Source organism: Brevundimonas huaxiensis, assembly GCF_014218725.1.
In the GTDB taxonomy this organism is placed as follows: domain Bacteria; phylum Pseudomonadota; class Alphaproteobacteria; order Caulobacterales; family Caulobacteraceae; genus Brevundimonas; species Brevundimonas huaxiensis.
Window position 1 is genome coordinate 108,831 of sequence record NZ_JABBJE010000003.1, and the last position, 22,411, is coordinate 131,241.

At 68.0% G+C, this 22,411-nt stretch carries 22 protein-coding genes; 15 read left to right on the top strand and 7 right to left on the bottom strand.

Translation table 11 applies throughout. The features are described from left to right. Nucleotides 1-33: 33 nt before the first annotated feature. Nucleotides 34-1,239 carry an MFS transporter gene (locus tag HF680_RS07830; RefSeq protein WP_185224652.1) on the top strand — a complete coding sequence of 402 codons (1,206 nt, stop codon included), beginning with the start codon at nucleotides 34-36 and terminating at the stop codon, nucleotides 1,237-1,239. 19 nt (nucleotides 1,240-1,258) lie between these two features. Here HF680_RS07830 and trmFO read toward each other — a convergent pair whose 3' ends face one another. Beyond that, nucleotides 1,259-2,653 carry a methylenetetrahydrofolate--tRNA-(uracil(54)-C(5))-methyltransferase (FADH(2)-oxidizing) TrmFO gene (gene trmFO / locus HF680_RS07835; protein WP_185224653.1) on the bottom strand — a complete coding sequence of 465 codons (1,395 nt, stop codon included), beginning with the start codon at nucleotides 2,651-2,653 and terminating at the stop codon, nucleotides 1,259-1,261. A 76-nt stretch (nucleotides 2,654-2,729) separates the two neighbouring features. On the opposite strand from trmFO, the gene HF680_RS07840 reads away from it, so the two are divergent. Further along, nucleotides 2,730-3,509: a hypothetical protein gene (locus HF680_RS07840; protein WP_185224654.1), complete on the top strand. Its 780-nt coding sequence runs from the start codon at nucleotides 2,730-2,732 to the stop codon at nucleotides 3,507-3,509. Between the two features lie 20 nt (nucleotides 3,510-3,529). Here HF680_RS07840 and HF680_RS07845 read toward each other — a convergent pair whose 3' ends face one another. Next, nucleotides 3,530-4,186, bottom strand: coding sequence for a 3-oxoacid CoA-transferase subunit B (locus HF680_RS07845; protein WP_185224655.1), 657 nt, complete (start codon nucleotides 4,184-4,186; stop codon nucleotides 3,530-3,532). A gap of 2 nt (nucleotides 4,187-4,188) precedes the next feature. Next, on the bottom strand, nucleotides 4,189-4,914 hold the full coding sequence (locus tag HF680_RS07850) for a CoA transferase subunit A (protein WP_017504088.1): 726 nt from the start codon (nucleotides 4,912-4,914) through the stop codon (nucleotides 4,189-4,191). 323 nt (nucleotides 4,915-5,237) lie between these two features. Between HF680_RS07850 and HF680_RS07855 the strand changes: the two genes are divergently transcribed. The 7 genes from HF680_RS07855 (at nucleotide 5,238) to HF680_RS07885 (ending at nucleotide 12,516) form a co-directional block, all read left to right on the top strand. After that, nucleotides 5,238-6,263 (top strand): SAM-dependent methyltransferase, encoded by a 1,026-nt coding sequence (locus tag HF680_RS07855; RefSeq protein ID WP_185224656.1) that lies wholly within the window; start codon nucleotides 5,238-5,240, stop codon nucleotides 6,261-6,263. A gap of 11 nt (nucleotides 6,264-6,274) precedes the next feature. After that, entirely contained in the window at nucleotides 6,275-6,688 is a 414-nt protein-coding gene (locus HF680_RS07860) for a DUF2177 family protein (RefSeq protein WP_066626091.1), read from the top strand. A 79-nt stretch (nucleotides 6,689-6,767) separates the two neighbouring features. After that, nucleotides 6,768-8,042 (top strand): oligosaccharide flippase family protein, encoded by a 1,275-nt coding sequence (locus tag HF680_RS07865; RefSeq protein WP_185224657.1) that lies wholly within the window; start codon nucleotides 6,768-6,770, stop codon nucleotides 8,040-8,042. After that, nucleotides 8,026-9,174, top strand: a complete 1,149-nt coding sequence (gene glf / locus HF680_RS07870) for a UDP-galactopyranose mutase (RefSeq protein WP_185224658.1) — start codon at nucleotides 8,026-8,028, stop codon at nucleotides 9,172-9,174. Before HF680_RS07865 ends, glf begins: the two co-directional genes overlap by 17 nt. Continuing rightward, nucleotides 9,171-10,085 carry a glycosyltransferase gene (locus tag HF680_RS07875; RefSeq protein WP_185224659.1) on the top strand — a complete coding sequence of 305 codons (915 nt, stop codon included), beginning with the start codon at nucleotides 9,171-9,173 and terminating at the stop codon, nucleotides 10,083-10,085. The genes glf and HF680_RS07875 overlap by 4 nt, the downstream gene beginning before the upstream one ends. Then, nucleotides 10,070-11,308: an O-antigen ligase family protein gene (locus HF680_RS07880; RefSeq protein WP_045810174.1), complete on the top strand. Its 1,239-nt coding sequence runs from the start codon at nucleotides 10,070-10,072 to the stop codon at nucleotides 11,306-11,308. The genes HF680_RS07875 and HF680_RS07880 overlap by 16 nt, the downstream gene beginning before the upstream one ends. Then, nucleotides 11,284-12,516 (top strand): glycosyltransferase, encoded by a 1,233-nt coding sequence (locus tag HF680_RS07885; protein ID WP_052689489.1) that lies wholly within the window; start codon nucleotides 11,284-11,286, stop codon nucleotides 12,514-12,516. Before HF680_RS07880 ends, HF680_RS07885 begins: the two co-directional genes overlap by 25 nt. Here the strand turns inward: HF680_RS07885 and HF680_RS07890 are convergent. The 3 genes from HF680_RS07890 to HF680_RS07900 all read right to left on the bottom strand — a co-directional run bounded on the left by HF680_RS07890 (nucleotide 12,462) and on the right by HF680_RS07900 (nucleotide 15,135). After that, nucleotides 12,462-13,514: a glycosyltransferase family 4 protein gene (locus HF680_RS07890; protein ID WP_185224660.1), complete on the bottom strand. Its 1,053-nt coding sequence runs from the start codon at nucleotides 13,512-13,514 to the stop codon at nucleotides 12,462-12,464. The two genes, HF680_RS07885 and HF680_RS07890, sit on opposite strands and share 55 nt — an antisense overlap. Beyond that, nucleotides 13,507-14,604 (bottom strand): glycosyltransferase family 4 protein, encoded by a 1,098-nt coding sequence (locus HF680_RS07895; protein ID WP_052689487.1) that lies wholly within the window; start codon nucleotides 14,602-14,604, stop codon nucleotides 13,507-13,509. The genes HF680_RS07890 and HF680_RS07895 overlap by 8 nt, the downstream gene beginning before the upstream one ends. A gap of 69 nt (nucleotides 14,605-14,673) precedes the next feature. Then, nucleotides 14,674-15,135 (bottom strand): peptidylprolyl isomerase, encoded by a 462-nt coding sequence (locus HF680_RS07900; protein ID WP_017504078.1) that lies wholly within the window; start codon nucleotides 15,133-15,135, stop codon nucleotides 14,674-14,676. A 72-nt stretch (nucleotides 15,136-15,207) separates the two neighbouring features. On the opposite strand from HF680_RS07900, the gene HF680_RS07905 reads away from it, so the two are divergent. Continuing rightward, entirely contained in the window at nucleotides 15,208-15,933 is a 726-nt protein-coding gene (locus HF680_RS07905) for an RlmE family RNA methyltransferase (protein ID WP_045810172.1), read from the top strand. A gap of 4 nt (nucleotides 15,934-15,937) precedes the next feature. Here the strand turns inward: HF680_RS07905 and HF680_RS07910 are convergent, their stop codons facing one another. Beyond that, nucleotides 15,938-16,483: a DUF2061 domain-containing protein gene (locus HF680_RS07910; RefSeq protein WP_045810171.1), complete on the bottom strand. Its 546-nt coding sequence runs from the start codon at nucleotides 16,481-16,483 to the stop codon at nucleotides 15,938-15,940. A gap of 127 nt (nucleotides 16,484-16,610) precedes the next feature. Here HF680_RS07910 and guaB point away from each other — a divergent pair, with 127 nt between their 5' ends. From guaB to guaA, 5 genes are read left to right on the top strand one after another with little or no spacing between them, the layout of a single operon-like run. Next, the gene (gene guaB, locus HF680_RS07915) at nucleotides 16,611-18,068 is read left to right on the top strand and encodes an IMP dehydrogenase (RefSeq protein ID WP_045810170.1); all 1,458 of its coding nucleotides are present in this window, start codon (nucleotides 16,611-16,613) and stop codon (nucleotides 18,066-18,068) included. A gap of 6 nt (nucleotides 18,069-18,074) precedes the next feature. Then, nucleotides 18,075-18,470, top strand: a complete 396-nt coding sequence (locus tag HF680_RS07920; protein ID WP_185224661.1) for an MAPEG family protein — start codon at nucleotides 18,075-18,077, stop codon at nucleotides 18,468-18,470. 9 nt (nucleotides 18,471-18,479) lie between these two features. Then, the gene (locus HF680_RS07925; RefSeq protein ID WP_185224662.1) at nucleotides 18,480-19,889 is read left to right on the top strand and encodes an RsmB/NOP family class I SAM-dependent RNA methyltransferase; all 1,410 of its coding nucleotides are present in this window, start codon (nucleotides 18,480-18,482) and stop codon (nucleotides 19,887-19,889) included. Beyond that, entirely contained in the window at nucleotides 19,886-20,599 is a 714-nt protein-coding gene (locus tag HF680_RS07930; RefSeq protein ID WP_185224663.1) for a 5'-methylthioadenosine/S-adenosylhomocysteine nucleosidase, read from the top strand. Before HF680_RS07925 ends, HF680_RS07930 begins: the two co-directional genes overlap by 4 nt. Continuing rightward, nucleotides 20,596-22,158: a glutamine-hydrolyzing GMP synthase gene (guaA, locus tag HF680_RS07935; protein WP_185224664.1), complete on the top strand. Its 1,563-nt coding sequence runs from the start codon at nucleotides 20,596-20,598 to the stop codon at nucleotides 22,156-22,158. Before HF680_RS07930 ends, guaA begins: the two co-directional genes overlap by 4 nt. Nucleotides 22,159-22,411: the final 253 nt, after the last annotated feature.

The window sequence follows — 22,411 nt, forward strand, 5'->3', positions numbered from 1 at the left end:
AGACTAGCGCGATTTTCAGTCGGAGTCCCCACCATGAGCGCACGATCTGACGCCACGCCCGCGCTCGGCGCTTCGCTGCTGTTGCTGGCGGCCATCGTCGCCTTGGCGCTGAATCTGCGGCCAGCGATGGCGGCGGTGGGGCCGCTGCTGGATCTGATCGAGGGCGCGACAGGCATGGGTTCGACCGCCGCCAGCCTGCTGACCACTCTGCCCGTGTTGATGATCGGTCTGGGCGCCCTGTCGATCCGCCCGCTGCGCCGGCGGTTGGGCGAGCGGCGCGGCATCTTGTTGGGCGCGCTTCTGATCGGCGGGGCCTGCCTGGTGCGGGTGGTGCTGAAGGGCGCGACCGGCCTGATCGCCAGCGCCGTAGTCGTCGGCGTGGGCGTCGCCTTGATCCAGGCCTTGGCGCCGGTCGTCATCAAACGGGCCTTTCCGGCGCAGTTCGGCACGGTCATGGCGCTCTACACCACCGGCATCATGGGCGGCGCCGCTGTCGCGGCGGCCACGGCGGCCGGTCTGGCCGCGACGATCGGCTGGGCCGGGACGCTGGCCTTATGGAGCGCGCCGGCCTTTGCCGCTGCATCGGTCTGGCTGGCGGCGTCGCGCGACCCCGCATCCGAAGAGCCGGATAGTGCCGCGGTCATCGAGGCGACGGACCCCGAGCTGCCGTTCTGGCGTCAGGGGCGGGCGTGGCGACTGATCCTGATCATGGGCCTGGGGACCTCGGCCTATACATTGATGCTGGCCTGGCTGCCGCCCTTCTACATCGACCTGGGCGAGCCGAGGGCCACGGCCGGCTATCTGCTCAGCGGCATGACGGCGGCGGAGGTGACGGCCGGCCTGCTGGTGTCGCTGACCATCGGGCGCTTCCCGGATCGGCGCGGACCGATCCTGACGGCCTTGATTCTGGCCTTGGCGGGTCTGGCCGGTCTCGTAGTCGCGCCCCTCGGCATGGCGGTGCCGATCGTGATCCTCCTGGGCCTCGGCATCGGCGCGATCTTCCCGCTCAGCCTGATCCTGGCGATGGACCAGATCGACGACCCCGCGCGCTCGGGCGATCTGCTCGCCTTCGTGCAGGGCGGCGGCTACATCATCGCCAGCCTGTCACCGCTGGGCGCCGGCCTGCTGCGCGACCACATGGCCGACCTGACCCAGGCCTGGGTGCTGATGGGCATCGGCGTCATCCTGCTGGGCGCAATGACGCTGGAGTTCCGGCCGGGCCTGCCCAAGCTGCGCTGAGCGGCTCGGCCTCGGGAAATCAGCCCGCGTCGCGCCAGGCTTTCAGGCTCTCCATCGCCCGGAGGCTCATCAGGCGCTTTTTCGCCCGGCCGCGTTCCTTCAGCGGGATCTTGACGCCGGCCTCGTCGACCTTGGGCGCCTCGAGCGGCGGCAACAGGCCATAGTTGATGTTCATCGGCTGGAACTTCGACCCTGCCAGGTGTCCGCCGGTGATGTGCTCGACCAAAGCGCCCATGGCGGTCTCGGGCGGCGGCGGGGCCAGGTCGCGGCCCAGCGCTTGCGCAGCGGCCAGACGGCCGGTCAGCAGGCCCATGGCTGCGCTCTCGACATAGCCTTCGACCCCCGTCACCTGACCGGCGAAACGCAGGCGCGGCAGGGCCTTCAGGCGCAACTGCTTGTCCAGCAGCTGGGGACTATTCAAATAGGTGTTGCGGTGCAGACCGCCCAGGCGCGCGAACTGGGCGTTCTGAAGCCCCGGTATCATGCGGAAGATCTCGGCCTGCGCCCCGTGCTTCAGCTTGGTCTGGAAGCCGACCATGTTGAACAGGGTTCCCAGCGCATTGTCCTGGCGCAGCTGGACGATGGCATAGGCCTTGACCAGCGGGTCGCGCGGATTGGTCAGGCCGACCGGCTTCATCGGGCCGTGCCGCAGGGTCTCGCGCCCCCGCTCGGCCATGACCTCGATGGGCAAGCAGCCGTCGAAATAGGGGACGTGTTCCCAATCCTTGAACTCAGCTTTCGGGCCGCTCAGCAGGGCGTCGATAAAGGCCTCGTACTGGGCCTTGTCCATCGGGCAGTTGACGTAGGCGGCGGCGTCGCCGCCCGGACCTTCCTTGTCGTAACGCGACTGGCGCCAGGCGATGTCGAAGTCGATCGAATCGGCGTGAACGATGGGGGCGATGGCGTCGAAGAAGCTCAAGGACTCCTCGCCCGTCGCCTTCAGGATGGCGTCGGCCAATGCAGGGGAGGTCAGGGGGCCGGTGGCGACGATAACATTGTCCCACTCCTGCGGCGGCAGGCCGGCGATCTCTTCGCGCACGATCGTGACCAGGGGGTGGGCGGTCAGTCTGGCGGTCACCGCCTGGGAAAAGGCGTCCCGGTCCACGGCCAGGGCGCCGCCGGCTGGCACCTGGTTGATGTCGCCGCAGGCCATGATGACCGAATCCAGCGCCCGCATCTCGGCGTGCAGCAGGCCGACCGCATTGAACTGCCAGTCGTCCGAGCGGAAGGAGTTGGAGCAGACCAGCTCGGCCAGGCCATCGGTGTGGTGGGCGTCGGTCTTGACGCCGGGCACGCCGCGCATCTCGTGCAGGATGACGGGCACGCCGGCCTGGGCGATCTGCCAGGCGGCCTCGGAGCCGGCCAGGCCGCCGCCGATGACGTGGATGGGGGAAGGAGAGGGGGAAGCGCTCATCGCGGCCTTCTAGCGGGCGGGTGGCGCGGTGTCATGGCCCCCTGCTATATCCGCCGCCGGTCATCGGGGGCGTGGCTTGAGCAAGCATCGGATTTTGCGGTTGGGCGAGACGCTGTCGGCGGCGGCCCGCGCCCTGCCTCGCCTGTGGCGCGGGGCTTGCGGCGCGATTGTGCTGGCGGCCGTGGTCTGGAGCCTCAAGCCGCTGGCGGCGGGCCCAGCGGGCCTGATCTGGGCGGCGTGCGCTCTGGCCTCGACCCTGGTGCTGGCGGGCGCGCTGGGGCGGATCGCCATCACTGACGATCTGGCCGCCGCGCGACGCCTGGGCCTGGGGCCGGTCGGGTTGCAGTGCGGACGGCCAGAGGTGCGGCTGCTGGGCGCCGGTCTGCTGTGCGCGATCTTTCTCGCCATGATCTTGTCGGTCGTGGCCCTGGTCTTGCTGGCCGTGTTCGGCATGGCCGAGTTGAACGCCCAGGCCATCGAGATGCGCCAGTGGAGCGCGGTGGGGCCGGCATGGAAGTTGACCCTGCTGGCGGTCGTCACGGCCTTCGCCCTGTTCGCCGTCATCGCCTTCGCGGTGCGCCTGTCCCTGTTCGCGCCGGCGACAATCGGGCGCGGGCAGATGGTGTCGCTGCAGAGCATGAGCATCGCGCGCGGCGGCTTCTGGTCCCTGCTGGTCGGGCTTGTCGTTACGGCGGCGCTGAAGATCGCGCTGGTGTTGCTGTGGGGCGCGGGCCTGATGTCTGGCACGGCGGGCTGGATCGTCTTCGCCGTCGTGCTGACGGCCTTGCAGGCTCCGCTGACGATGGCTTTTGTCGGCGCGGCCTATCGCCGGCTGGAGCCCGCGCCGCCCCGGTAAGCCGAGGCGACGCAGGTCTATCAGGCGGCCTGCATGCCCGGTGCGACGGTGTAGGCCGCCTCGGTCTTGGCGGCGACTTCGTCGAGGGTGACGCCGTCGGCCAGTTCGATCAGCTCGAGGCCTGCGCCGTCCGGCTTGAGGTCGAAGGTGGCGAGGTCGGTGATGATGCGGCTGACGACGCCGGTTCCGGTCAGGGGCAGGGTGCAGGCCTTCAGGACCTTGGACTGGCCGTGCTTGTTGGCGTGTTCCATGACCACGACCACGCGCTTGACGCCCGCGACCAGGTCCATGGCGCCGCCCATGCCCTTCACCAGCTTACCAGGGATCATCCAGTTGGCGATGTCGCCGTCCTGGGCCACTTCCATCGCACCCAAGATCGACAGGTTGATATGGCCGCCACGGATCATGGCGAAGCTGTCGGCGCTGGAGAAGTAGGACGACTCCGGGATCTCGGTGATCGTCTGCTTGCCGGCGTTGATCAGGTCGGGGTCCTCATCGCCCTCATAGGGGAAGGGGCCCATGCCCAGCATGCCGTTCTCGGATTGCAGGGTCACGGTCATGCCGGCGGGGATGTAGTTGGCGACCAGGGTCGGGATGCCGATGCCCAGGTTCACATAGAAGCCGTCCTGCAGTTCCTGGGCGGCGCGTTCGGCGAGTTGTTCGCGGGTGCGGGGCATGATCAGACCTCCGATCCGGCGGCGGCGCCGGCGGCACGTTGACGGACGGTGCGCTGTTCGATGCGCTTTTCGGACACGGTCTGGACCAGGCGGTCGACGTAGACGCCCGGCGTGTGGATGTGGTCGGGATCCAGCGAACCGACGGGGACGATCTCTTCGACCTCGACGACCGTGACCTTGCCGGCGGTGGCCATCATCGGGTTGAAGTTGCGGGCGGTCTTGCGGAACACCAGGTTGCCGCGCTCGTCGGCCTTCCAGGCCTTGACGATGGACAGGTCGGCCACGAGGCCCGTTTCCATGACATAGTCGCGGCCGTTGAAGTTGCGAACCTCCTTGCCCTCGGCGACCAGGGTGCCGACGCCGGTGGCGGTGAAGAAGGCGGGGATGCCCGCGCCGCCAGCGCGGATGCGCTCGGCCAGGGTCCCTTGCGGGTTGAACTCCAGCTCCAGCTCGCCGGCCAGATACTGGCGCTCGAACTCCTTGTTCTCACCGACGTAGGAACTGATCATCTTGGCGATCTGGCGGGTGCCCAGCAGCTGGCCCAGGCCGAAGCCGTCGACGCCGGCGTTGTTGGAGATGACCGTCAGGCCCTTGACGCCGCTGTCGCGCAGGGCGGCGATCAGGTTCTCGGGGATGCCGCACAGGCCGAAGCCGCCGGACATGACCGTCATGCCGTCGAAGGTCAGGCCCTCCAGCGCGGACGTGACGTCAGCGTAGATCTTTCCCATCGCTCTCCCTTTTTCACTGCCTGATGAATATCGGCTTTTGACCACGCCTAACGCGGGGGCGGGCGGGGGGCAAGACGCGGCGTCGATCCGACGCGGCGATTTCAGACGGCGAAGGCGAAAAACAGAGTCTAATTCGTCTGAACCGACGGCGAGGCGGGTTCAAAAAAGAGGGTGCAATTGGTGCACTTTCTTCGGAATCGGTCGGCGCGGGCGACTGATGTCGGCATCCTTGGGGTTGCGTTCAAGAGGGCGAGGCATCCATCGGGGGCGAGGCGTCGTATTGCAGTCAAGCCAGCAGCAAGACCCGACGATCGAGGACGCCGATGAACCTGACCAATGTCGCCATTCGCCAGCTTCAGGACGCGCCGTTCCCGGACTTCGTGACACGTCCGGCGATCGACAGCCTAGTGACGGAAGCCCGAAAGCGACTGGATCGCGACGGGCCGCACGACGAGGCGGCCTTTGCGCGCGAAATGGCCCAGCGCGCTATCGCCGAACATACGGATGCGGCGAACCAGCAGCATTACGAACTGCCGCCCGAGTTCTTCCAGCTGTGCCTGGGCAAGCGGCTGAAATACTCCTGCTGCCTCTATCCCACGGGCCGCGAGACGCTGGATCAGGCGGAGGAGGCGGCGCTGGCCGAGACCTGCGCCCATGCCGATCTGAAGGACGGTCAGACGATTCTGGAGATGGGCTGCGGCTGGGGCTCGCTGTCGCTGTGGATGGCCGAGACCTATCCGAATGCGAAGATCACGGCGGTGTCGAACAGCCACGGCCAGCGCGGCCATAACGAAGCGCAGGCGGCGGCGCGGGGCCTGACCAATCTGACGGTCATCACCCAGGACATGAACGCCTTCGACACCGAGCAGCGGTTCGACCGCATCGTCTCGGTGGAGATGTTCGAGCATATGGCCAACTGGCGCGCCCTGCTGACCAAGGCGAGGCGCTGGCTGACGCCGGACGGGCGGATGTTCATCCACGTCTTCACGCACCGCAACGCGCCCTATCGGTTCGACCATACCGACAGCGGCGACTTCATCGCCCAGCACTTCTTCACTGGCGGGGTCATGCCCAGCCACGGTTTGATCCGACAGTTTCCCGACCTGTTCGCGGTCGAGCAGGAATGGTCCTGGAACGGCGGTCACTATGCGAAGACCGCCAACGACTGGCTGGCGAACATGGACCGGAACGCCGCGCGGATCGCGGTGTTGATGCGTGAGACCTATGGCGACGACGCCAAGCTTTGGACCCGTCGCTGGCGGCGCTTCTATCTGGCGACGGCCGGTCTGTTCGGAAACGACGAGGGCCGCACCTGGGCGGTCAGCCACTATCGCCTGAAGCCGGCTTAAGGGAGACGAGGATGATCAAATATGTCGCGGCCTATCTCGGGGCCGGCCTGACCTTTGCAGCCATCGATTTCGTCTGGCTGACCACCATGACGAACCGGCTATACAAGCCCGTCATCGGGCCGATCATGGCCGACAAGCCGGACATGAAGGCGGCGGTGGCCTTCTATCTGATCTCCATCGCCGGGACCGTGTTCCTGGCGATTGCGCCGGCCCTGAAGGAGGGGAACTGGACGCGGGCGGCGATCAATGGGGCGGCCCTGGGCTTCGTCGCCTACGCCACCTACGACCTGACCAATCAGGCGACGCTGGCGGTGTGGCAGACCAAGCTGACGATCATCGACCTGATCTGGGGCACGACCCTGACGATGCTGTCGGCGACCGGCGGTTATTTCGCTGCGCGTTGGGCCGAGGGCCGTTTCGGCTAAGCCGCCCGACCGCCCCGCGCTTGCGATTGCGACCTTGCGTGTCTAAAGCTCGCGCCAGGGTTGATCGCGGGGGCGACAGTTGGGGGATGGCAAGCACCGATTGCTGTCGGCGCGCGGCGCGGCCGATGCGGGCTGGGTCTATGGCGCGCATGTCGCCCGCTATGTCTCGCCGCTGTTGCTCTATCCGGTTCTGACGCGACGCTTGGGGTTGGAAGGCTTCGGGGTGTTCGCCTCGGCCATCGCCCTGGCCTTGGTGGTGTCGGTGGTGGTCGATTACGGGCAATCGCTGTCGGGGCCGCGTGACATCGCCGGAGCCGTCGAAGGACGCGGTGTGGTAGTCGGTCAGGCCCTGGCCATGCGCGGCGTTCTGATCCTGCCCGCCGCTGCGGTCGGCGTCGGTCTGGCGGCCCTCAATCCGGTTCTGGAAGGCGCCAGTGGCGTCGTGGCGATGGCGGTCGTGCTGGGAATCGGGCAGGGGGCCAGCCTGCTGTGGTTCTTTCAGGGTATTCGCGATCCCGGTCCGGCAGCGATGCTGGAGGTCGGCTTTGCCCTGGCCGCGACGGGCGTCGTTCTGGCGCTGCCCGACTTGAGCGTCGGCGGTGTGCTGGCCGTCCAGGCGGGCGGCGTCTGGGCCGGATGGATCGCGACCGGCGCCCTGTTGCTGCGACGGCAGACGGTTCAGGCGCCGGAGCGGGGCTTTGTAAGGCGCGTCCTGATTCAGGGCGGTCCGCTGTTCGCCGGTCGGGCGGTGATCGTCGCCTATACGGGGGCGGGCGTTCTGGTCGTCGCGGCGCTGGCCGGGCCGGCGCAGGCGGCGCTTTATGGGGCGGCGGACCGGCTGGTCGCGGCGTCCGGATCGCTGATGCGGCCGCTGGCCGGCCTGATTGCGCCCCGGATCGCCGGACTGCTGGAACAGGATCCGGCGGCGGCGTTTCGCACGGCGCGATGGACGCTAGCCGCATCGACGGGGGCGTTCGTGCTGCTGGCGGCGGCGCTGACGCTGACGGCGCCGCTGCTGATCCGGCTGTTGTTCGGGCCGGGGTTTGCGGCCGCCGTCGAGGTGCTGCGTCTTCTGGCCTGGGTGCTGCCGCTGGTGGCCGTCAGCCAGGTGCTGGGGCTGCATCTGATGAACCCGCTGCGGATGGATGGACGGTTCGCGTTGATCGTGGCGCTGGGCTGTGTTGCGACGCTGGGGCCGGCGGTGATGCTGGCGCCCGGTCTTGGCGGGGTCGGCATGGCGGGGGCGCGGATCATCGGCGAGACGGCGGTGGTCGTGGCGTGTCTGATCGGGTTGAGGGCGCATTGGGGCGCGCTGTTCCAGACCGGCGGGAGGCGCGATGTCCCGGCGATATGACTGGCTGATCGTCGGCGCCGGTTTCACCGGGGCGGTGGTCGCCGAACGGCTGGCGCGCGGGCTGGACCAGAGCGTGCTGGTGATCGACCGGCGCGACCACGTCGGCGGCAATGCGCACGACCGACGCGATGCGGGCGGGCGGCTGATCCATCCGTATGGCCCGCACGTGTTCCACACCAACAGCGCGCGCATCTTCGACTATCTGAGCCGGTTTACGGCCTGGCGGCCATACGCCCATCGGGTCCAGGGGCTGCTCGACGGGCGACAGGTGCCGCTGCCGTTCAATCTGGATTCGATCGAGACGCTGTTTCCTGCCGCGGTGGCCGAGCGGATGAGGCAGGCCCTGGTCCAGCGGTTCGGTTTCGGGGCGCGGCCCAGCATCCATGACCTGCGACAGGCGGGGGACGATCCGGATCTGAGGCGGCTGGGCGACTATGTCTTCGACAAGGTGTTCGCTGGATACACCGCTAAACAGTGGGGGCTGCCGGTCGAGGCGCTGGACGCCTCGGTCACCGCGCGGGTGCCGATCGCGGTCAGCCGGGACGATCGCTATTTCGTAGATCGCCATCAGGCCATGCCGCGCGACGGCTATGGCGCGCTGTTTAGGCGGATGCTGGATCATCCGAACATCACGGTGTCGCTGAACACGCCGATGGATCAGGTCGAAGCGGGGTCGTGGGATCGGATGGTCTATTGCGGCGCGCTGGATGACTATTTCGGCCGGTCGGTCGGAGCCTTGCCCTATCGCAGCGTGCGGTTCGACCATCGGGTCGTGGATGTCGAGGATGGCCTGCCGGTCGGGACGGTCAACTATCCCAATGACTTCGACTTCACGCGCATCACCGATTTCCGCCACCTGACCGGCGAGCATGGGCCGACGACGGCGACGGTGACCGAATATCCGATGGCTTATGAGGCGGGCGTGAACGACCCCTATTATCCGATCCTGACGGAGGCTTCGCGCGCGTTGGCTGGGCAGTATCGCGAGATGGCCGCGACGCTGGCGGGCAAGGTCTGGTTCGCCGGGCGGCTGGCGGATTTCCAGTACTACAACATGGACCAGGCGGTCGGGAGGGCGCTGAGCCTGGTCGAGAAGTCGCTGGCGCCGGCCATCGCTCGGATAGCCGCGTGAAGCCGTCGGTGTGGGCCGTGGTGGTGACGTGGAACCGGCGCGCCCTGCTGGAGCAATGTCTGGCGCATCTGATCGCCCAGACGCGCCATTGCGACGGGGTTGTGGTGGTCGACAACGCCAGCGATGACGGCACGGCCGAGATGCTGGCTGACGCCTGGGCGGGGCAGGCGATGGTGGTGCGGATGCCGGTCAACACCGGCGGGGCGGGCGGCTTCAACGCCGGAATCCGCGCGGCGATTGAGGCCGGGGCTGACCGTGTCTGGCTGATGGACGACGACGTGCTGGCGGCGCCGGATGCGCTGGAGGCCTTGCTGGCGGCGGAAGCGGGGCTGGCGGACGAGGGCGTCGTGCCGGCCTTCCTGTGTTCCAGCGTGCGATCGCCTGAGGGGCATCTGACCAATACGCCCGAGATCGATCGACGCGAGAATGTGCTGGGCTATCCGGCCTGGGGCGATCGACTGGAGCAGGGGATGGCGCCGGTGCGGCAGGCGACGTTCGTGTCGGTCCTGGTCAGCCGGGCGGCGGTGATGCGGCACGGCCTGCCGCTGGCGCCCATGTTCATCTGGGGCGACGATACGGAATATACGCTGCGGCTGTCGCGCGAGGCGCCGGGCTATCTGGTCGCGGCCAGCCGGGTCGAGCACGTGCGCGCGGCGCCGGGACGGCTGACCATCGAGACAGAGCCCGATGCGCGGCGCGAACGGCTGCATCGCTATCTGACGCGCAACGTCATCCTGGCCAAGCGGCGGCACGAGGGGCGGCGCTCGGCGCTGCGCTATGCCGCCTCGCGGCTGAGGCTGGCAGGTCGGCTGGCGCTAGGCGGACGCTGGCGACAGGCCGGGGTGCTGGTCGCGGGCGTGATGGACGGGGCGCGGTTCGATCCCGAGGTCGAGCATTGCAGGCCGTCCTGAGCGCATCGCGGCGCGGGACGCTGCGGTGGTCGCAGGTGCGCGCGGCCTATGAGCGGGTGGCGCTAAGCCTGCTGGGCCTGGGCGTGACCTTGCCGCTCTTTCTGACGCCGGGGCAGGTCAGCGGGCCGCGGCTGGGCGATCTGGCGCTGGCGGTTGCTGTGCCGCTCGTGGGTGTGACGTGGCGAGGCATGGCGCCGGTTCTGAGGGCGGCGGTCGTGGTCGCGGCCGGCTTTCTGGTGATGACGCTGCTGGTTCAGGTCGCGCGGGGCGGCGATCGGCTGAACATCGGGGATGCGGTCTTCTGGTTTCGGTGGATCGCCTCGGCCTTGGCGGCGCCGGCTGTGGCGAGCCTGATCCTCAGGGACGAGCGACGGCGGCGGCTGTTCCTATTGGCCGTGCTGGCGGGCGCGGCGTGTCACCTGGCGACCTATGGGATGGCGATGCTGGTCGGGCTGGAGCCTTTGCAGGCCGTGGGGCTGGCGTCGCCGCGCGCGATGGTGACCACGACGGCCGCTCATGTGCGGTTGACGACCCTGGCCGAGCATCCGAATGCGGCGATGGCGATGATCGGACTGGCGGTCCCGGCCGGCGTGATGCTGGCGGGACGGCGCTGGGCGCGGGGCGGGACGACGTGGGGCGGCGTCGGCGTGGCGGTTCTGGGGTTCGTCAGCACCCTGTCGCGGGGCGGCATGATGGCGGCGATGCTGGCGGGGCTGGCGAGGATGGTCGTCGGTTGGCGATGGCGCGAGCGGGTTCGGCCGCTGGGGATGGTGCTGACGGTCTGTGTGCTGGCCACGGGCGCGATGGCTTTGCAGGCCTGGCGGTTCGACCTCGACGGCGGCCGGTTCGCGGGACGGTTCGACAGGATGGCGCTGCGGGACAATCTGGCCGGACGGATGCTGACCTGGAGGCGGACGGTCGATCTGGTCGTGGAAAGGCCAATGGGAACGGGGTGGTCGTCGGCGGAGGAGATGGGGGCGTTTCGGGCGCTGTCGGTCAGCCACAACGGCTATCTGTTCACGGCGCGGACGGCGGGGGTGGTGAGCGCGCTGGTGCTGCTGGGGCTGCATCTGGCGTCGGCGGCGCGGCTGGACGCGCTGACGCCGCTGTCGGTCTATGTGCTGGCGGCGATGTTCGGAGAGGATCTGACGCAGGGGGCGGGGATGGTCTTCCTGTGCTGTCTGGTGGGCGCCCTGGCGTGGCGAAGGCCGCTGGCGCCGTGAGGGTGCTGATCGTCAACACCCTGTATCCGCCGGCGCAGGTCGGCGGGGCGGAACGAAGCGTGGCGCAGTTGGCCCAAGGGTTGACGCGGGCCGGCGTGGAGGCGTCGGTGCTGACGCTGAAGCCGGGGCGCGAAACGGTGAACGAGCGGATCGACGGCGTCCCCGTGCAGCGGCTGCCGCTGCGAAATCTGTACTGGCCCTATGACGGCGCGCGGCGGCCGGCGTTCCGGCGGGCGATCTGGCATGGGCTGGAGGCGGCCAATTCGCTGATGGATGATCAGGTGGATCGCGCGGTCGCGCGGGTGCGGCCGGATCTGATCCACCTGCACCTGACGACGGGGTTTTCGCTGTCGGTCTATCGCGCGGCGACGCGGCGAGACCTGCCGATGGTGCAGACGCTGAGGGACTGGTCGATGCTGTGCGCGCGGGCGTCGCTGTTTCGACGCGGACGGCGTTGCGAGCGGCGGTGTGGGTCGTGCGTGTTGTTGACGGCGGGCAAGCGGGCGCGGTCGCAAGGCGTGAATCATGTCATCGGGCTGAGCGGGCCTGTGCTGGAGACGCATCGGGCGGCGGGCTATTTTCGGCGGACGCCAGGGTCGGTGATCGGCAATGCAGCGGGCGCGGCGGCGATCGCGCCAAGACCATCGTTGGCCGAGGCGCCGACGATGCGGTTTGGGTTTCTCGGGCGGATCGAGCCGGAAAAGGGGATCGAGGTTCTGCTGGCGGCGACGAGGCGGCTGGACGGTCACTGGACGCTGAATATCGCCGGGCGGGGCGAGGAGGATTACGTGCAGGCGTTGAGGCGGGCGTATGAGGATCCGCGCATCGTCTGGCTGGGGCAGGTGGAGGGGGAGGCGTTCTGGCCCAGGGTGGATGTGCTGGTCGCGCCGGCGGTGTGGGCCGAGCCGTTCGGACGCAGCGTCGCGGAGGCGGTTCAGCAAGGACGGGGCGTGATCGCCTCGCGCATCGGCGGCTTGCCGGAAGCGGCGCAGGGGGCGGGCATGTCGGCCCTGATCGAGCCGGGGAATGCAGACGCGCTGACGACGTCGATGCAGGCGGCTGTGGACCAGCCGGAACGGTGGCGTTTCGCGGCGGTCGGTGCGCCGGCCTGGACCGAGGCATCGATCGTCGAGGCTCATAGGGCCGCCTATCGTCAGGTGCTGAGCAGAAGATCTTCGATGACTTCGGCCGAGCGGGACCAGGCGTAACGGTCAGCGCGGCGAAGGCCGGCGTCGGGACGGGCGACATCCGGTCGGCTGAGCAGGTCAGCCATATGGGCGGCCAGGGCTGCGTCGTCGGCGGGATCGAAATAGAGGGCGGCGTCGGCGCAGACCTCGCGCGTCGCCGGGATGTCGGAGGCGATGACCGGACAGCCGAGGGTCATCGCCTCCAGCGGCGGAATGCCGAAGCCTTCGTAGAGGCTGGGAAAGACGAGCCCCTGCGCGCCGCCGAGCAGGGCGGCGATCTCTGCGTCCGAGCGACGGCCGGTGAAGATCAGGCGCGGGTCAGCGGGAAAGGCGGAACGGTCGAAGACGGCGGGGCGGTCGCCGATGATGACCAGCCGGACGGCAGGGTCCGCAAGACGAGAGAGGGCGCGGATGGCGCCGGCGAGGTTCTTGTTCGGCGTCAGATTGCCCAGGGCGACGTAGTAGGGGCGGGTGGTCAGACCGAGACGTTCAATGACGGCCGGGTCTGGCGTGATGTTGAGAAGATGGTCGGCGCTGTTCGGGGCGACGGCGACGCTGTCAGGCGACAGGTTCAGGACCGAGGCCAGCTCGCGCCGGGAGAAGTCGGAGATGGTCGCCAGCCGCGCACGGCGCGCCAGGATCCTGTTCAGGGCGCGGTGAAAGGCGGCGTAGCCGGTTCGGAAATGCTCGGGATGACGAAAGACGGCGGCGTCGTGGATGACGACGATCTGCCGCCGGTGCAGCACCGGGCCCGAACCGCCTAACGACAGCAGGCGGCCGTGGCGCGCGGTCCAGGCCAGGGCGGTCTGTTCCCACAGATGGCCGCCAGCGCGTCCGATCGTGCGGGTCGGGATGTGGAGCAGGTTCAGGTTGTCGGCGCCGGGGGGCGTCAGCAGGACATAGCGGTCGGCGGCGCCGGGGCGCTGGTCCAGGGCGCGGACGATTTGACGCGCATAACGCTGAACCCCGCTCATCGGCTGGGTCAGGAAGCGGCCGTTGATAAAGACGGGGTCAGCCACCCAGGCGTCGGCGGGCGAAGGCGTCGCGGTAGATCCGAACCGTCTGTTCGACCATCAGCGAAGCGGACAGCAGGCCCGGCGCGATCGGCAGGGGCACGACGCGGCTGGCCAGCGCGGCGCGCATCGCCTCGGCCAGATGATCGGGCGAGGCGTCGACGGGCAAGCGGTCGATGCGCGCGCCGATCTGGGTCAGACGCGCGATCCCGCCGACGTCGATGCAGACGATGGGCAGGCCTAGGGCGGCCGCCTCAATCATGGCGTAGGAATCGGCCTCGTAACGGCTGGTCATGGCGAACAGATCGAAGCCCGCCATCAGCGGCCCCGCGTCGCGTGCGCCCAGCAGACGGAGGGCGTCGCCGCCGGCGGTCCTGACCGACGGGGCCAGATCGCCGTCGCCGACCATGACGCCGATGATGCGCGGATCGACGGCGTTCGCCCGGCGGACGGCGTGCGCGAATCGGACGGGGTCTTTCTGAGCGCAAAGCCGGCCGACGAATCCGATGACCAGAGCGTCGTCGGGAACCTCGAGGGCTTGGCGGGCTGCGAGACGATCGTTGGCGGGCGGAGCGGCCAGGCCGTTGGGGACGACGTGCAAGCGGTTTCCGCCCAGCCCCCAGAGACGGGCGACGGCGGCCTCTTCCTCAGAAACGGCGATGATGGCGTCGCCGGACCGGGCCAAAAGCGCCTCGGCCGCGCCGGCGCTGATCGTCGCCGGGCTGGCCGGGCCCATCATCGGCAGGGCGTGAGGGGTGTAGATCTTGGCGGCGCGGGGCGCGTGGGCCAGGCGGACCAGGGCGCCGGCCTTGGCGCTGTGGCCGTGAACGATCTCGAACGGGCCGAGGCGGGCGATCAGGCGATTCAGGGCGTGAAGCGCGGCGACGTCCCACGGTCCGACGCTGCGTCGCATAGGCAGGCGTTCATTGGCGTGGAGGGGCAGAGCGGCGACCGCGGCCTGAAACCAAGGCTCTGCACGGCGTGGCGACCAGATCAGAGACACCTGATGGCCGCTTCTGATCAGGGCGCGGGCCAGATCGACCGCATGACGCCCCGAGCCGCCGCCGGACGGCTCGATGACCAGAAGAATGCGCAATGTCGTCCCCCGACGATGGCTCAGCGTTGCAACTGAAAGCCATCATCGAGAAACGTCAAGATTGCGTGGTTAGTTGACCGTCGCCTTGACGATCTTGCCGGGGCTGCGCGGCGGCTCGCCCTTGGGCAGGGCGTCGACGTGTTCCATGCCCGATTCGACCTGGCCCCAAACGGTGTACTGGCGGTCCAGGAAGGTGGCGTCGTCGAAGACGATGAAGAACTGCGAGTTGGCGCTGTTGGGGTCAGAGGTGCGGGCCATCGAGCAGACGCCGCGCACGTGCGGCTCAGCCGAGAACTCGGCCTTCAGGTTCGGCTTCTTGGAACCCGAGGTGCCGGTGCCGGTCGGATCGCCGCCCTGAGCCATGAAGCCCGGGATCACGCGGTGGAAGACCACGCCGTCGTAGAAGCCTTCCTTGGCCAGTTCGGTGATGCGTTCGACGTGGCCGGGGGCCAGGTCGGGGCGCAGCTTGATGACCACGTCGCGGGCTTCGCCGTCGCCGGTGTCCAGGGTGAAGGTCAGGGTGTCGGCCATGTCGGTCGTCCTCTTTGGGTTGATTTGAGGCGGGACATAGCCCGCAACGCCGGTCGGGGCTATGTGGGAACGATGAGCGAAGACGAAAAGCCCCAGAATCAACCGGCGGGAGAACGCCGCCGGATGGTGAGACCGCCCAGCGGCGGAACCGCCGCCGGACGCGGCATGGGCACCAAGATGAAGACGGCCGACACCAAGTCGATGTCGAGCCAGCAGTGGATCAAGCGCCAGCTGTCGGACAAATGGTCTGAAAAGGCGCGGGCCGAGGGCTGGCGCTCGCGCGCGGCCTTCAAGCTGATCGAGATCGACGACAGGTTCCGGCTGATCAAGCGCGGGTCGAAGGTCATCGACCTGGGCGCGGCGCCGGGCGGCTGGGTCCAGGTGGCCTTGAACCGCGGTGCGGGCGCCGTAGCGGGTGTGGACCTGCTGATGATCGCGCCGATCCCGGGCGCGACCCTGCTTCAAGCCGATTTCACCCATCCGGGCGTGGACCAGCAGTTGATCGACGCCATCGGCGGGGCGCCGGACCTGGTTCTGTCGGACATGGCGCACAATACGGTCGGGCATCGCCAGACGGACCATTTGAAGATCATCGCCCTGATCGAGATCGCCGCTGACTTCGCCATCCGCACGTTGCGGCCCGGCGGCAACTTCGTCTCCAAGAACTTCCAGGGCGGAGACGCCGGCGGCGTTCTGGCGCGGCTGCGCGAGGAGTTCGAGACGGTGAAATACGTCAAGCCGGCGTCGAGCCGTAAGGACAGCGCCGAAGTGTTTCTGGTCGCGCTGAACAAGCGCTGACGCGTCAGGCGGCGGCTGTGCTCGCGCGGGCTCTGCGATCTTCCAGGCGCGACCAGATGCGGTCGTGCAGGGCGAAGAAGAGCGTCTGCACCAGAGGCTCGACCATGCCGATGGTCAGCGCCGTGCGGATGTCGTTGGTCAGGGCGTAGGCCACGGCGACCGCCACGGCGAAATGCATGACGCCATAGGTGACGGTCTTCAGCGCGATCTGTTTGAACGACCGGGGCAGGGCATGGCTGTGGCCGTGATGGGCATCGTGCGAGCGGCGCTGTTCCTCGGGCGACATGATGTCGAGGCGGGCGGTGAAGGCCTCGGTCGCTTCCTCGATACTGGAGGCCATGCGCCGCCGCTCGACCTTGTGCCACACGCGGTCGTGGACGGTGTAGGCGATGGTCTGAAAGATCGGCTCGACCATGCCTACGGCCAGGGCGATGCGCCAGTCGCGGGTGATCGCGAAGGCGACCAGGATGGCGACGATCAGGTGCATGACGCCATAGCTGGCGATCTTCAGAGCCAGTTTGCGCGCGGTGCTGAGGATGACGCCGACCATGCGGAGAGAATGGTGAGCGGCCCTGCGGGTTGCAAAGCAATAAAATCTATCGGGCCTATAACCGCAATCGGCCTTGCCCCCGACCCCCGCATCCCGTTATACGCGGCCCGCAAAACGGAGACTCCCTATGGAGATACGCGAAGGACTGACCTTCGACGATGTTTTGCTGGAACCCGGCGCATCCGAGTTCATGCCGGCGATGGTCGATGTCTCGACCCAGCTGACGCGCGACATCAAACTGAACATCCCGCTGCTGTCGTCCGCCATGGACACGGTGACGGAAAGCCGTCTGGCTATCGCCATGGCCCAGTCGGGCGGTCTGGGCGTTCTGCACCGCAACATGACCATCGAGGAGCAGGCCGACGAGGTCCGCGCCGTCAAACGCTATGAGAGCGGGATGGTGGTCAATCCGGTGACGGTCGACCCGCAAACGACTCTGGGCGAAGTGCGCGAGATCGTGGCGCGCAAGAAGATCACCGGCTTCCCCGTCGTGGATCCGGCGACGGGCAAGCTGGTCGGCATGCTGACCCACCGCGACATGCGCTTCGAGAGCGACCTCAACGTCACGGCCGCCTCGCTGATGACCACGGGCGACCTGATCACGGTGCGCGAAGGCGCCAGCCGCGACGAGGCGCGCGAGTTGCTGAAGACCCGCAAGATCGAACGCGTCATTGTGGTGGACGAGGATTATCGGGCCGTCGGCCTGATCACCATGAAGGACATCGAAAAGGCCCAGGCCTTCCCCAACGCCGCCAAGGACGAGCAGGGCCGCCTGCTGGTCGGCGCCGCCTCCACCGTCGGCGACGCCGGATACGAACGCGCGATGGCGCTGGCCGAAGCGGGTTGCGACGTGGTGGTGATCGACACCGCCCATGGTCACTCCGCCTCGGTCGCCCAGGTGGTCGAGCGGATCAAGCGCGAGAACAACCGGCTGCAGATCATCGCCGGCAATGTCGCCACCTATGATGCGACGCGGGCTCTGATCGACGCAGGCGCGGATGCGGTGAAGGTGGGCATCGGTCCCGGATCCATCTGCACCACCCGCATCGTCGCCGGCGTGGGCGTGCCGCAGCTGACGGCGGTGATGGACTCCGCGCGGGCGGCCAAGGGCACGGGCGCCTCGGTCATCGCGGACGGGGGCATCAAATATTCGGGCGACCTGGCCAAGGCCATCGCGGCCGGCGCCAACGTGGCCATGATGGGATCGATGTTCGCCGGCACCGACGAAAGCCCCGGCGAGGTCTTCCTGTACCAGGGCCGCAGCTACAAGTCGTATCGCGGCATGGGCTCGGTCGGGGCCATGGCGCGCGGCTCGGCGGATCGATATTTCCAGAAGGAAGTCTCGTCCGAGAAGCTGGTGCCCGAGGGCATCGAGGGCCAGACGCCCTATAAGGGGCCGATCAGCCCGGTCCTGCACCAAATGGTCGGGGGTCTTCGCGCCTCCATGGGCTATGTCGGCGCCGGCACGATCCCGGAGTTCCAGGAACGCGCCCGGTTCGTGCGCATCACCGGCGCGGGTCTGCGTGAAAGCCACGTCCACGACGTGATGATCACGCGTGAAGCGCCCAACTATCGGCAAGGGTAGGCGAGCATGACGACCGAACTCACCTATCTGGCCCTGACGCTGATCCTCGCCCTGGTTCAGATCTTCCTGCCCGCCGGGGCGCGGACGGCCGAGTTCGGCTCGAAATGGAATGCGGGTCCGCGCGACGAGACGCCGGAGGCGAAGAAGCCGCTGACCGGCCGTCTCGAACGCGCCCAGGCCAATCTGTACGAGACCCTGCCGCTGTTCATCGGCGCGGTGCTGATCGCCCATGTCATCGGCGCGTCCAGCGCCCTGACGGTGTGGGGCGCGGCGCTCTATTTCTGGGGGCGGGTGGTCTATGTGCCGCTCTACGCCTTCGGTGTTCCCTATATCCGGTCGCTGGTCTGGGTGGTCTCGCTTGCGGGGCTGGTCATGGTCCTGGCGTCCCTGTTCTTCGTTTGAAAGCCTGAATTGACCCCAGCCGCTCGCCTCGCCGCCGCCGCCTCCGTCCTGGACTCCATCGCCCAGGGCCGCCAACCGGCCGAGGCCGTCATGAAGGCCTGGGGCACGGCCAACCGCTACGCCGGGTCCAAGGACCGACGCGCCATCGCCGACCGGGTCTATAAAGTCCTGCGCGCGCGCGGCCGCCTTTCGTGGATCATGGGCGGGCGTGAGGACGGTCGGGCCCTGGTCATCGGTTCGCTGCACGCCATCGACGGCCTGTCCTTGGAAGAGATCGAGGCCCTGCATTCGGGCGACGGCTATGGTCCGCGCCCGCTGTCCAAACAGGAGCGCAGCCGCATCACGGCCGGGCAGGGCGAACTGCCGGGCTGGGTCGCCGCCGGCCTGCCCGAGTTCGTGGTCGAGGATTTCAAGGCCACCTTCGGCGACCGCTGGGCCGAGGAAGCCCACGCCCTGATGGCGCCGCGCGCGCCGATCGACCTGCGCGTCAATGATGCGGCCGCCACGATCGATGAGGTCGAGGCCGAGCTGAAGGCCGCCGGTCTCGACGTTTCGCGCACGCCCTGGTCGGGCGTCGGCCTGCGCGTGCCGTCGGAACCGCCGCCCAACATCCAGGCGCTGGACGGCTTCAAGGCTGGTCGGTTCGAAATTCAGGACGAAGGCAGCCAGGTCGTCTGCTGGCTGGCGGGGGCGCAACCCGGCATGACGGTGGTGGATTACTGCGCCGGCGGCGGCGGCAAGACGCTGGGTCTGGCCCAGGCGATGAAGGCGCAAGGCAAGCTGGTCGCCTCCGACGTCGTCAACAAGCGGCTGGAAAATATTCGTCCTCGCCTGCAGCGCGCGGGCGTCGAGGCGGAGCTGGTCCTGATCGGTCAGAATGGCGGCGGCCTGGAAGATCTGAACGGGCAGGCCGATCTGGTCTTCGTCGATGCGCCCTGTTCGGGGTCCGGCACCTGGCGTCGTCGGCCCGAGGACGCTTGGCGTCTGACCGCCGAGGAGGTCGAAAAGCTGCACGGCCTTCAGGTGCGTATCTTGAGCCAGGCGACCAAGCTGGTGAAGCCGGGCGGCAGACTGGTCTATGTCACATGTTCGATGCTGGCGCGCGAGAACGAGGCCAGTGTCGACGCCTTCGAGGCTTTGCATCCCGAATTCCATCCCGTCCCGATCCTCCCCAGCGAAGCGGGGGAGGGGGACCACGCGCAGCGTGGTGGAGGGGGCGACCCCAGTTCCGGCGCCGGGGATGCGTTCGCCCCCTCCACCGCTTCGCGGTCCCCCTCCCCCGTGGACGGGGGAGGATTTTTGACGACGGCGGCTCAGGCGAAGTTCGCCGAGCTGGCGTCCGGGGCGCGCCTGCGCCTGTCGCCGGCCTCGGCCGACACGGACGGTTTCTTCGCCGCCGTCTACGAGCGCGCGGCATGAAGCTGGCGCGGCATGGCGGGGTCTCGCTGCTCTACGTCATGGCCGCGCCCGCCGAGTACGGGCCGCATCTTCAGGCCCGGATCACGCCGTTGATGACCGGCGTCGGTCCGGTCGAGGCCGCCGTGAGCCTGGGCGTCGCCCTGGCGCGGCTGGAAGCGGCGGGCGATTTGCCGGATCTGATCATATCGTTGGGCTCATGCGGATCGCGGGTGTTGAAGCATGCGGCGGTCTATCAGGCCTCGTCCGTCGCCTATCGCGACATGGACGCCAGCCCGCTCGGATTCGCAAAGGGCGTGACGCCCCTGTTGGACCAGCCCGCCGTCCTGTCTTTGCCGTGCCCGGTTCCCGGCGTGCCGACGGCGACGCTGTCGACGGGGGCGAACGTCGTCTCCGGCGCCGCCTATGACACCATCGACGCCGAGATGGTGGACATGGAGACCTGGGCCCTGGTCCGCGCCGCCCAGACCTTCGGTGTGCCCCTGATCGCCCTGCGCGGCGTGTCGGACGGTCGCGCCGAGTTGAAGGCGTTGGAGGACTGGACCTCGACCCTGCATCATGTGGACGAGACCCTGGCCGCCGCCCTGGATCGCCTGATCGCCGCGCTGGAGGCCGACGGCCCCGCCGCTCTTGAGCGTCCCGCCCTTGAAATATCGGCCCCGCCCGGCCAAGACCCCGCCCATCCTCCTGCCCCGGATTCGATCACGCCATGACCACGCCGCAAGACCACCAAAAGGTCCTCATCGTCGACTTCGGCAGCCAGGTGACGCAGCTGATCGCACGCCGCCTTCGCGAGGCCAGCGTCTATTGCGAGATCCATCCGTTCCAGAAGGCCGAGGCAGCTCTGACGGCCATGAAACCGGCGGCCATTATCCTGTCGGGCGGTCCCGAGAGCGTGCATGAAGAGGGCAGCCCCCGCGCGCCGCAGGGCGTGTTCGAGGCGGGCGTACCGGTGCTGGGCATCTGCTACGGCGAGATGACGATGTGCGAGCAACTGGGCGGCAAGGTCGAGGGCGGCCATACGCGCGAGTTTGGCCGCGCCGAGATCACGGTTCAGAAGGCCTCGCCCCTGCTGGCCGATCTGGCTCCCGTCGGCGAGAACGAAGAGGTCTGGATGAGCCACGGCGACAAGATCGTCGCCATCCCGCAAGACTTTGACGTGGTCGCCTCGTCAGAAGGGTCGCCCTATGCGGTGATCGCCGATGAGGCCCGCCGCTTCTACGGTGTGCAGTTCCACCCCGAGGTGATGCACACGCCGCGCGGCCATCAGATGCTGAAGAACTTCACCCACGGCATCGCGGGTTTGAAGGGCGACTGGACCATGGCCGCCTACCGCGACGAGAAGATCGCCCAGATCCGCGAACAGGTCGGCAACGCCAAGGTGATCTGCGGCCTGTCGGGCGGTGTGGATTCATCGGTCGCGGCCGTCCTGATCCATGAGGCCATCGGGGATCAACTGACCTGCGTCTTCGTCGACACCGGATTGCTTCGCAAGGACGAAGCGAAACAGGTCACGACCCTGTTCCGCGAGCACTACAACATCCCGCTGGTGCACGTTGATGCGTCGAAGGAATTTTTGGGCGAACTGGCCGGCATTTCCGACCCCGAGACCAAGCGCAAGACCATCGGCAGGTTGTTCATCGAGGTGTTTGATCGCGAGTCCGCCAAGATCGAAGGGGCCGAATTCCTGGCCCAGGGCACCCTCTATCCCGACGTGATCGAGAGCGTCTCCTCCTCCAGCGGCAAGGCCCACGTCATCAAGAGCCACCATAACGTCGGCGGCCTGCCGGACTATATGAAACTCAAACTGGTCGAACCCTTGCGCGAACTGTTCAAGGACGAGGTCCGGGCGCTGGGCCGCGAACTGGGCCTGACCGACGCCTTCGTCGGGCGCCACCCGTTCCCCGGACCGGGCCTGGCCATCCGCATCCCCGGCGAGATCACGCCGGACGCCGTCGAGACCCTGCAACAGGCCGACGCCATCTATCTGGACGAGATCCGCAAGGCCGGCCTCTACGACAAGATCTGGCAGGCCTTCGCCGTCCTGCTGCCGGTCAAGACCGTCGGCGTCATGGGCGACGCCCGCACCTATGAAAAGGTTCTGGCCCTGCGCGCCGTCTCCTCCACCGACGGCATGACCGCCGACTTCTACCAGTTCCCCTGGGACGTCCTCTCTAAGACCGCCACCCGCATCATCAACGAGGTCCGCGGCGTCAACCGCGTCGTCTACGACGTAACGTCCAAGCCGCCCGGGACGATCGAGTGGGAGTGATTCAGGGCTTTCGAAGTCTTTCGGCGGCGCTTTGAAATATAGCGCTAAATCACTGACTTGCAAGATAAATGCTTTCGCAGCCTCTCGATACCTTTCGAGGGGCTGCTTTCGTTTTTGTCGGTCGCTCCGACGGTCCCGCCGCCATTGCTCGCGGAGACTCCGCTCCATACCGTCATAGGGCCGAGGGCGTCCTGACGGTCTTTTTTCTGAGCCAAGCTGCGGATTTGGCTGAGGAAAAAGATCCCGAAAGGTC

What these genes read in the sequence shown, in the direction of transcription:
- HF680_RS07830 (WP_185224652.1), top strand. Translation starts at nt 34, where the DNA reads ATGAGCGCACGATCTGACGCCACGCCCGCGCTCGGCGCTTCGCTGCTG.
- trmFO (WP_185224653.1), bottom strand. Translation starts at nt 2,653, where the DNA reads ATGAGCGCTTCCCCCTCTCCTTCCCCCATCCACGTCATCGGCGGCGGC.
- HF680_RS07845 (WP_185224655.1), bottom strand. Translation starts at nt 4,186, where the DNA reads ATGCCCCGCACCCGCGAACAACTCGCCGAACGCGCCGCCCAGGAACTG.
- HF680_RS07850 (WP_017504088.1), bottom strand. Translation starts at nt 4,914, where the DNA reads ATGGGAAAGATCTACGCTGACGTCACGTCCGCGCTGGAGGGCCTGACC.
- HF680_RS07855 (WP_185224656.1), top strand. Translation starts at nt 5,238, where the DNA reads ATGAACCTGACCAATGTCGCCATTCGCCAGCTTCAGGACGCGCCGTTC.
- HF680_RS07860 (WP_066626091.1), top strand. Translation starts at nt 6,275, where the DNA reads ATGATCAAATATGTCGCGGCCTATCTCGGGGCCGGCCTGACCTTTGCA.
- glf (WP_185224658.1), top strand. Translation starts at nt 8,026, where the DNA reads ATGTCCCGGCGATATGACTGGCTGATCGTCGGCGCCGGTTTCACCGGG.
- HF680_RS07900 (WP_017504078.1), bottom strand. Translation starts at nt 15,135, where the DNA reads ATGGCCGACACCCTGACCTTCACCCTGGACACCGGCGACGGCGAAGCC.
- HF680_RS07905 (WP_045810172.1), top strand. Translation starts at nt 15,208, where the DNA reads ATGAGCGAAGACGAAAAGCCCCAGAATCAACCGGCGGGAGAACGCCGC.
- HF680_RS07910 (WP_045810171.1), bottom strand. Translation starts at nt 16,483, where the DNA reads ATGGTCGGCGTCATCCTCAGCACCGCGCGCAAACTGGCTCTGAAGATC.
- guaB (WP_045810170.1), top strand. Translation starts at nt 16,611, where the DNA reads ATGGAGATACGCGAAGGACTGACCTTCGACGATGTTTTGCTGGAACCC.
- HF680_RS07920 (WP_185224661.1), top strand. Translation starts at nt 18,075, where the DNA reads ATGACGACCGAACTCACCTATCTGGCCCTGACGCTGATCCTCGCCCTG.
- HF680_RS07930 (WP_185224663.1), top strand. Translation starts at nt 19,886, where the DNA reads ATGAAGCTGGCGCGGCATGGCGGGGTCTCGCTGCTCTACGTCATGGCC.
- guaA (WP_185224664.1), top strand. Translation starts at nt 20,596, where the DNA reads ATGACCACGCCGCAAGACCACCAAAAGGTCCTCATCGTCGACTTCGGC.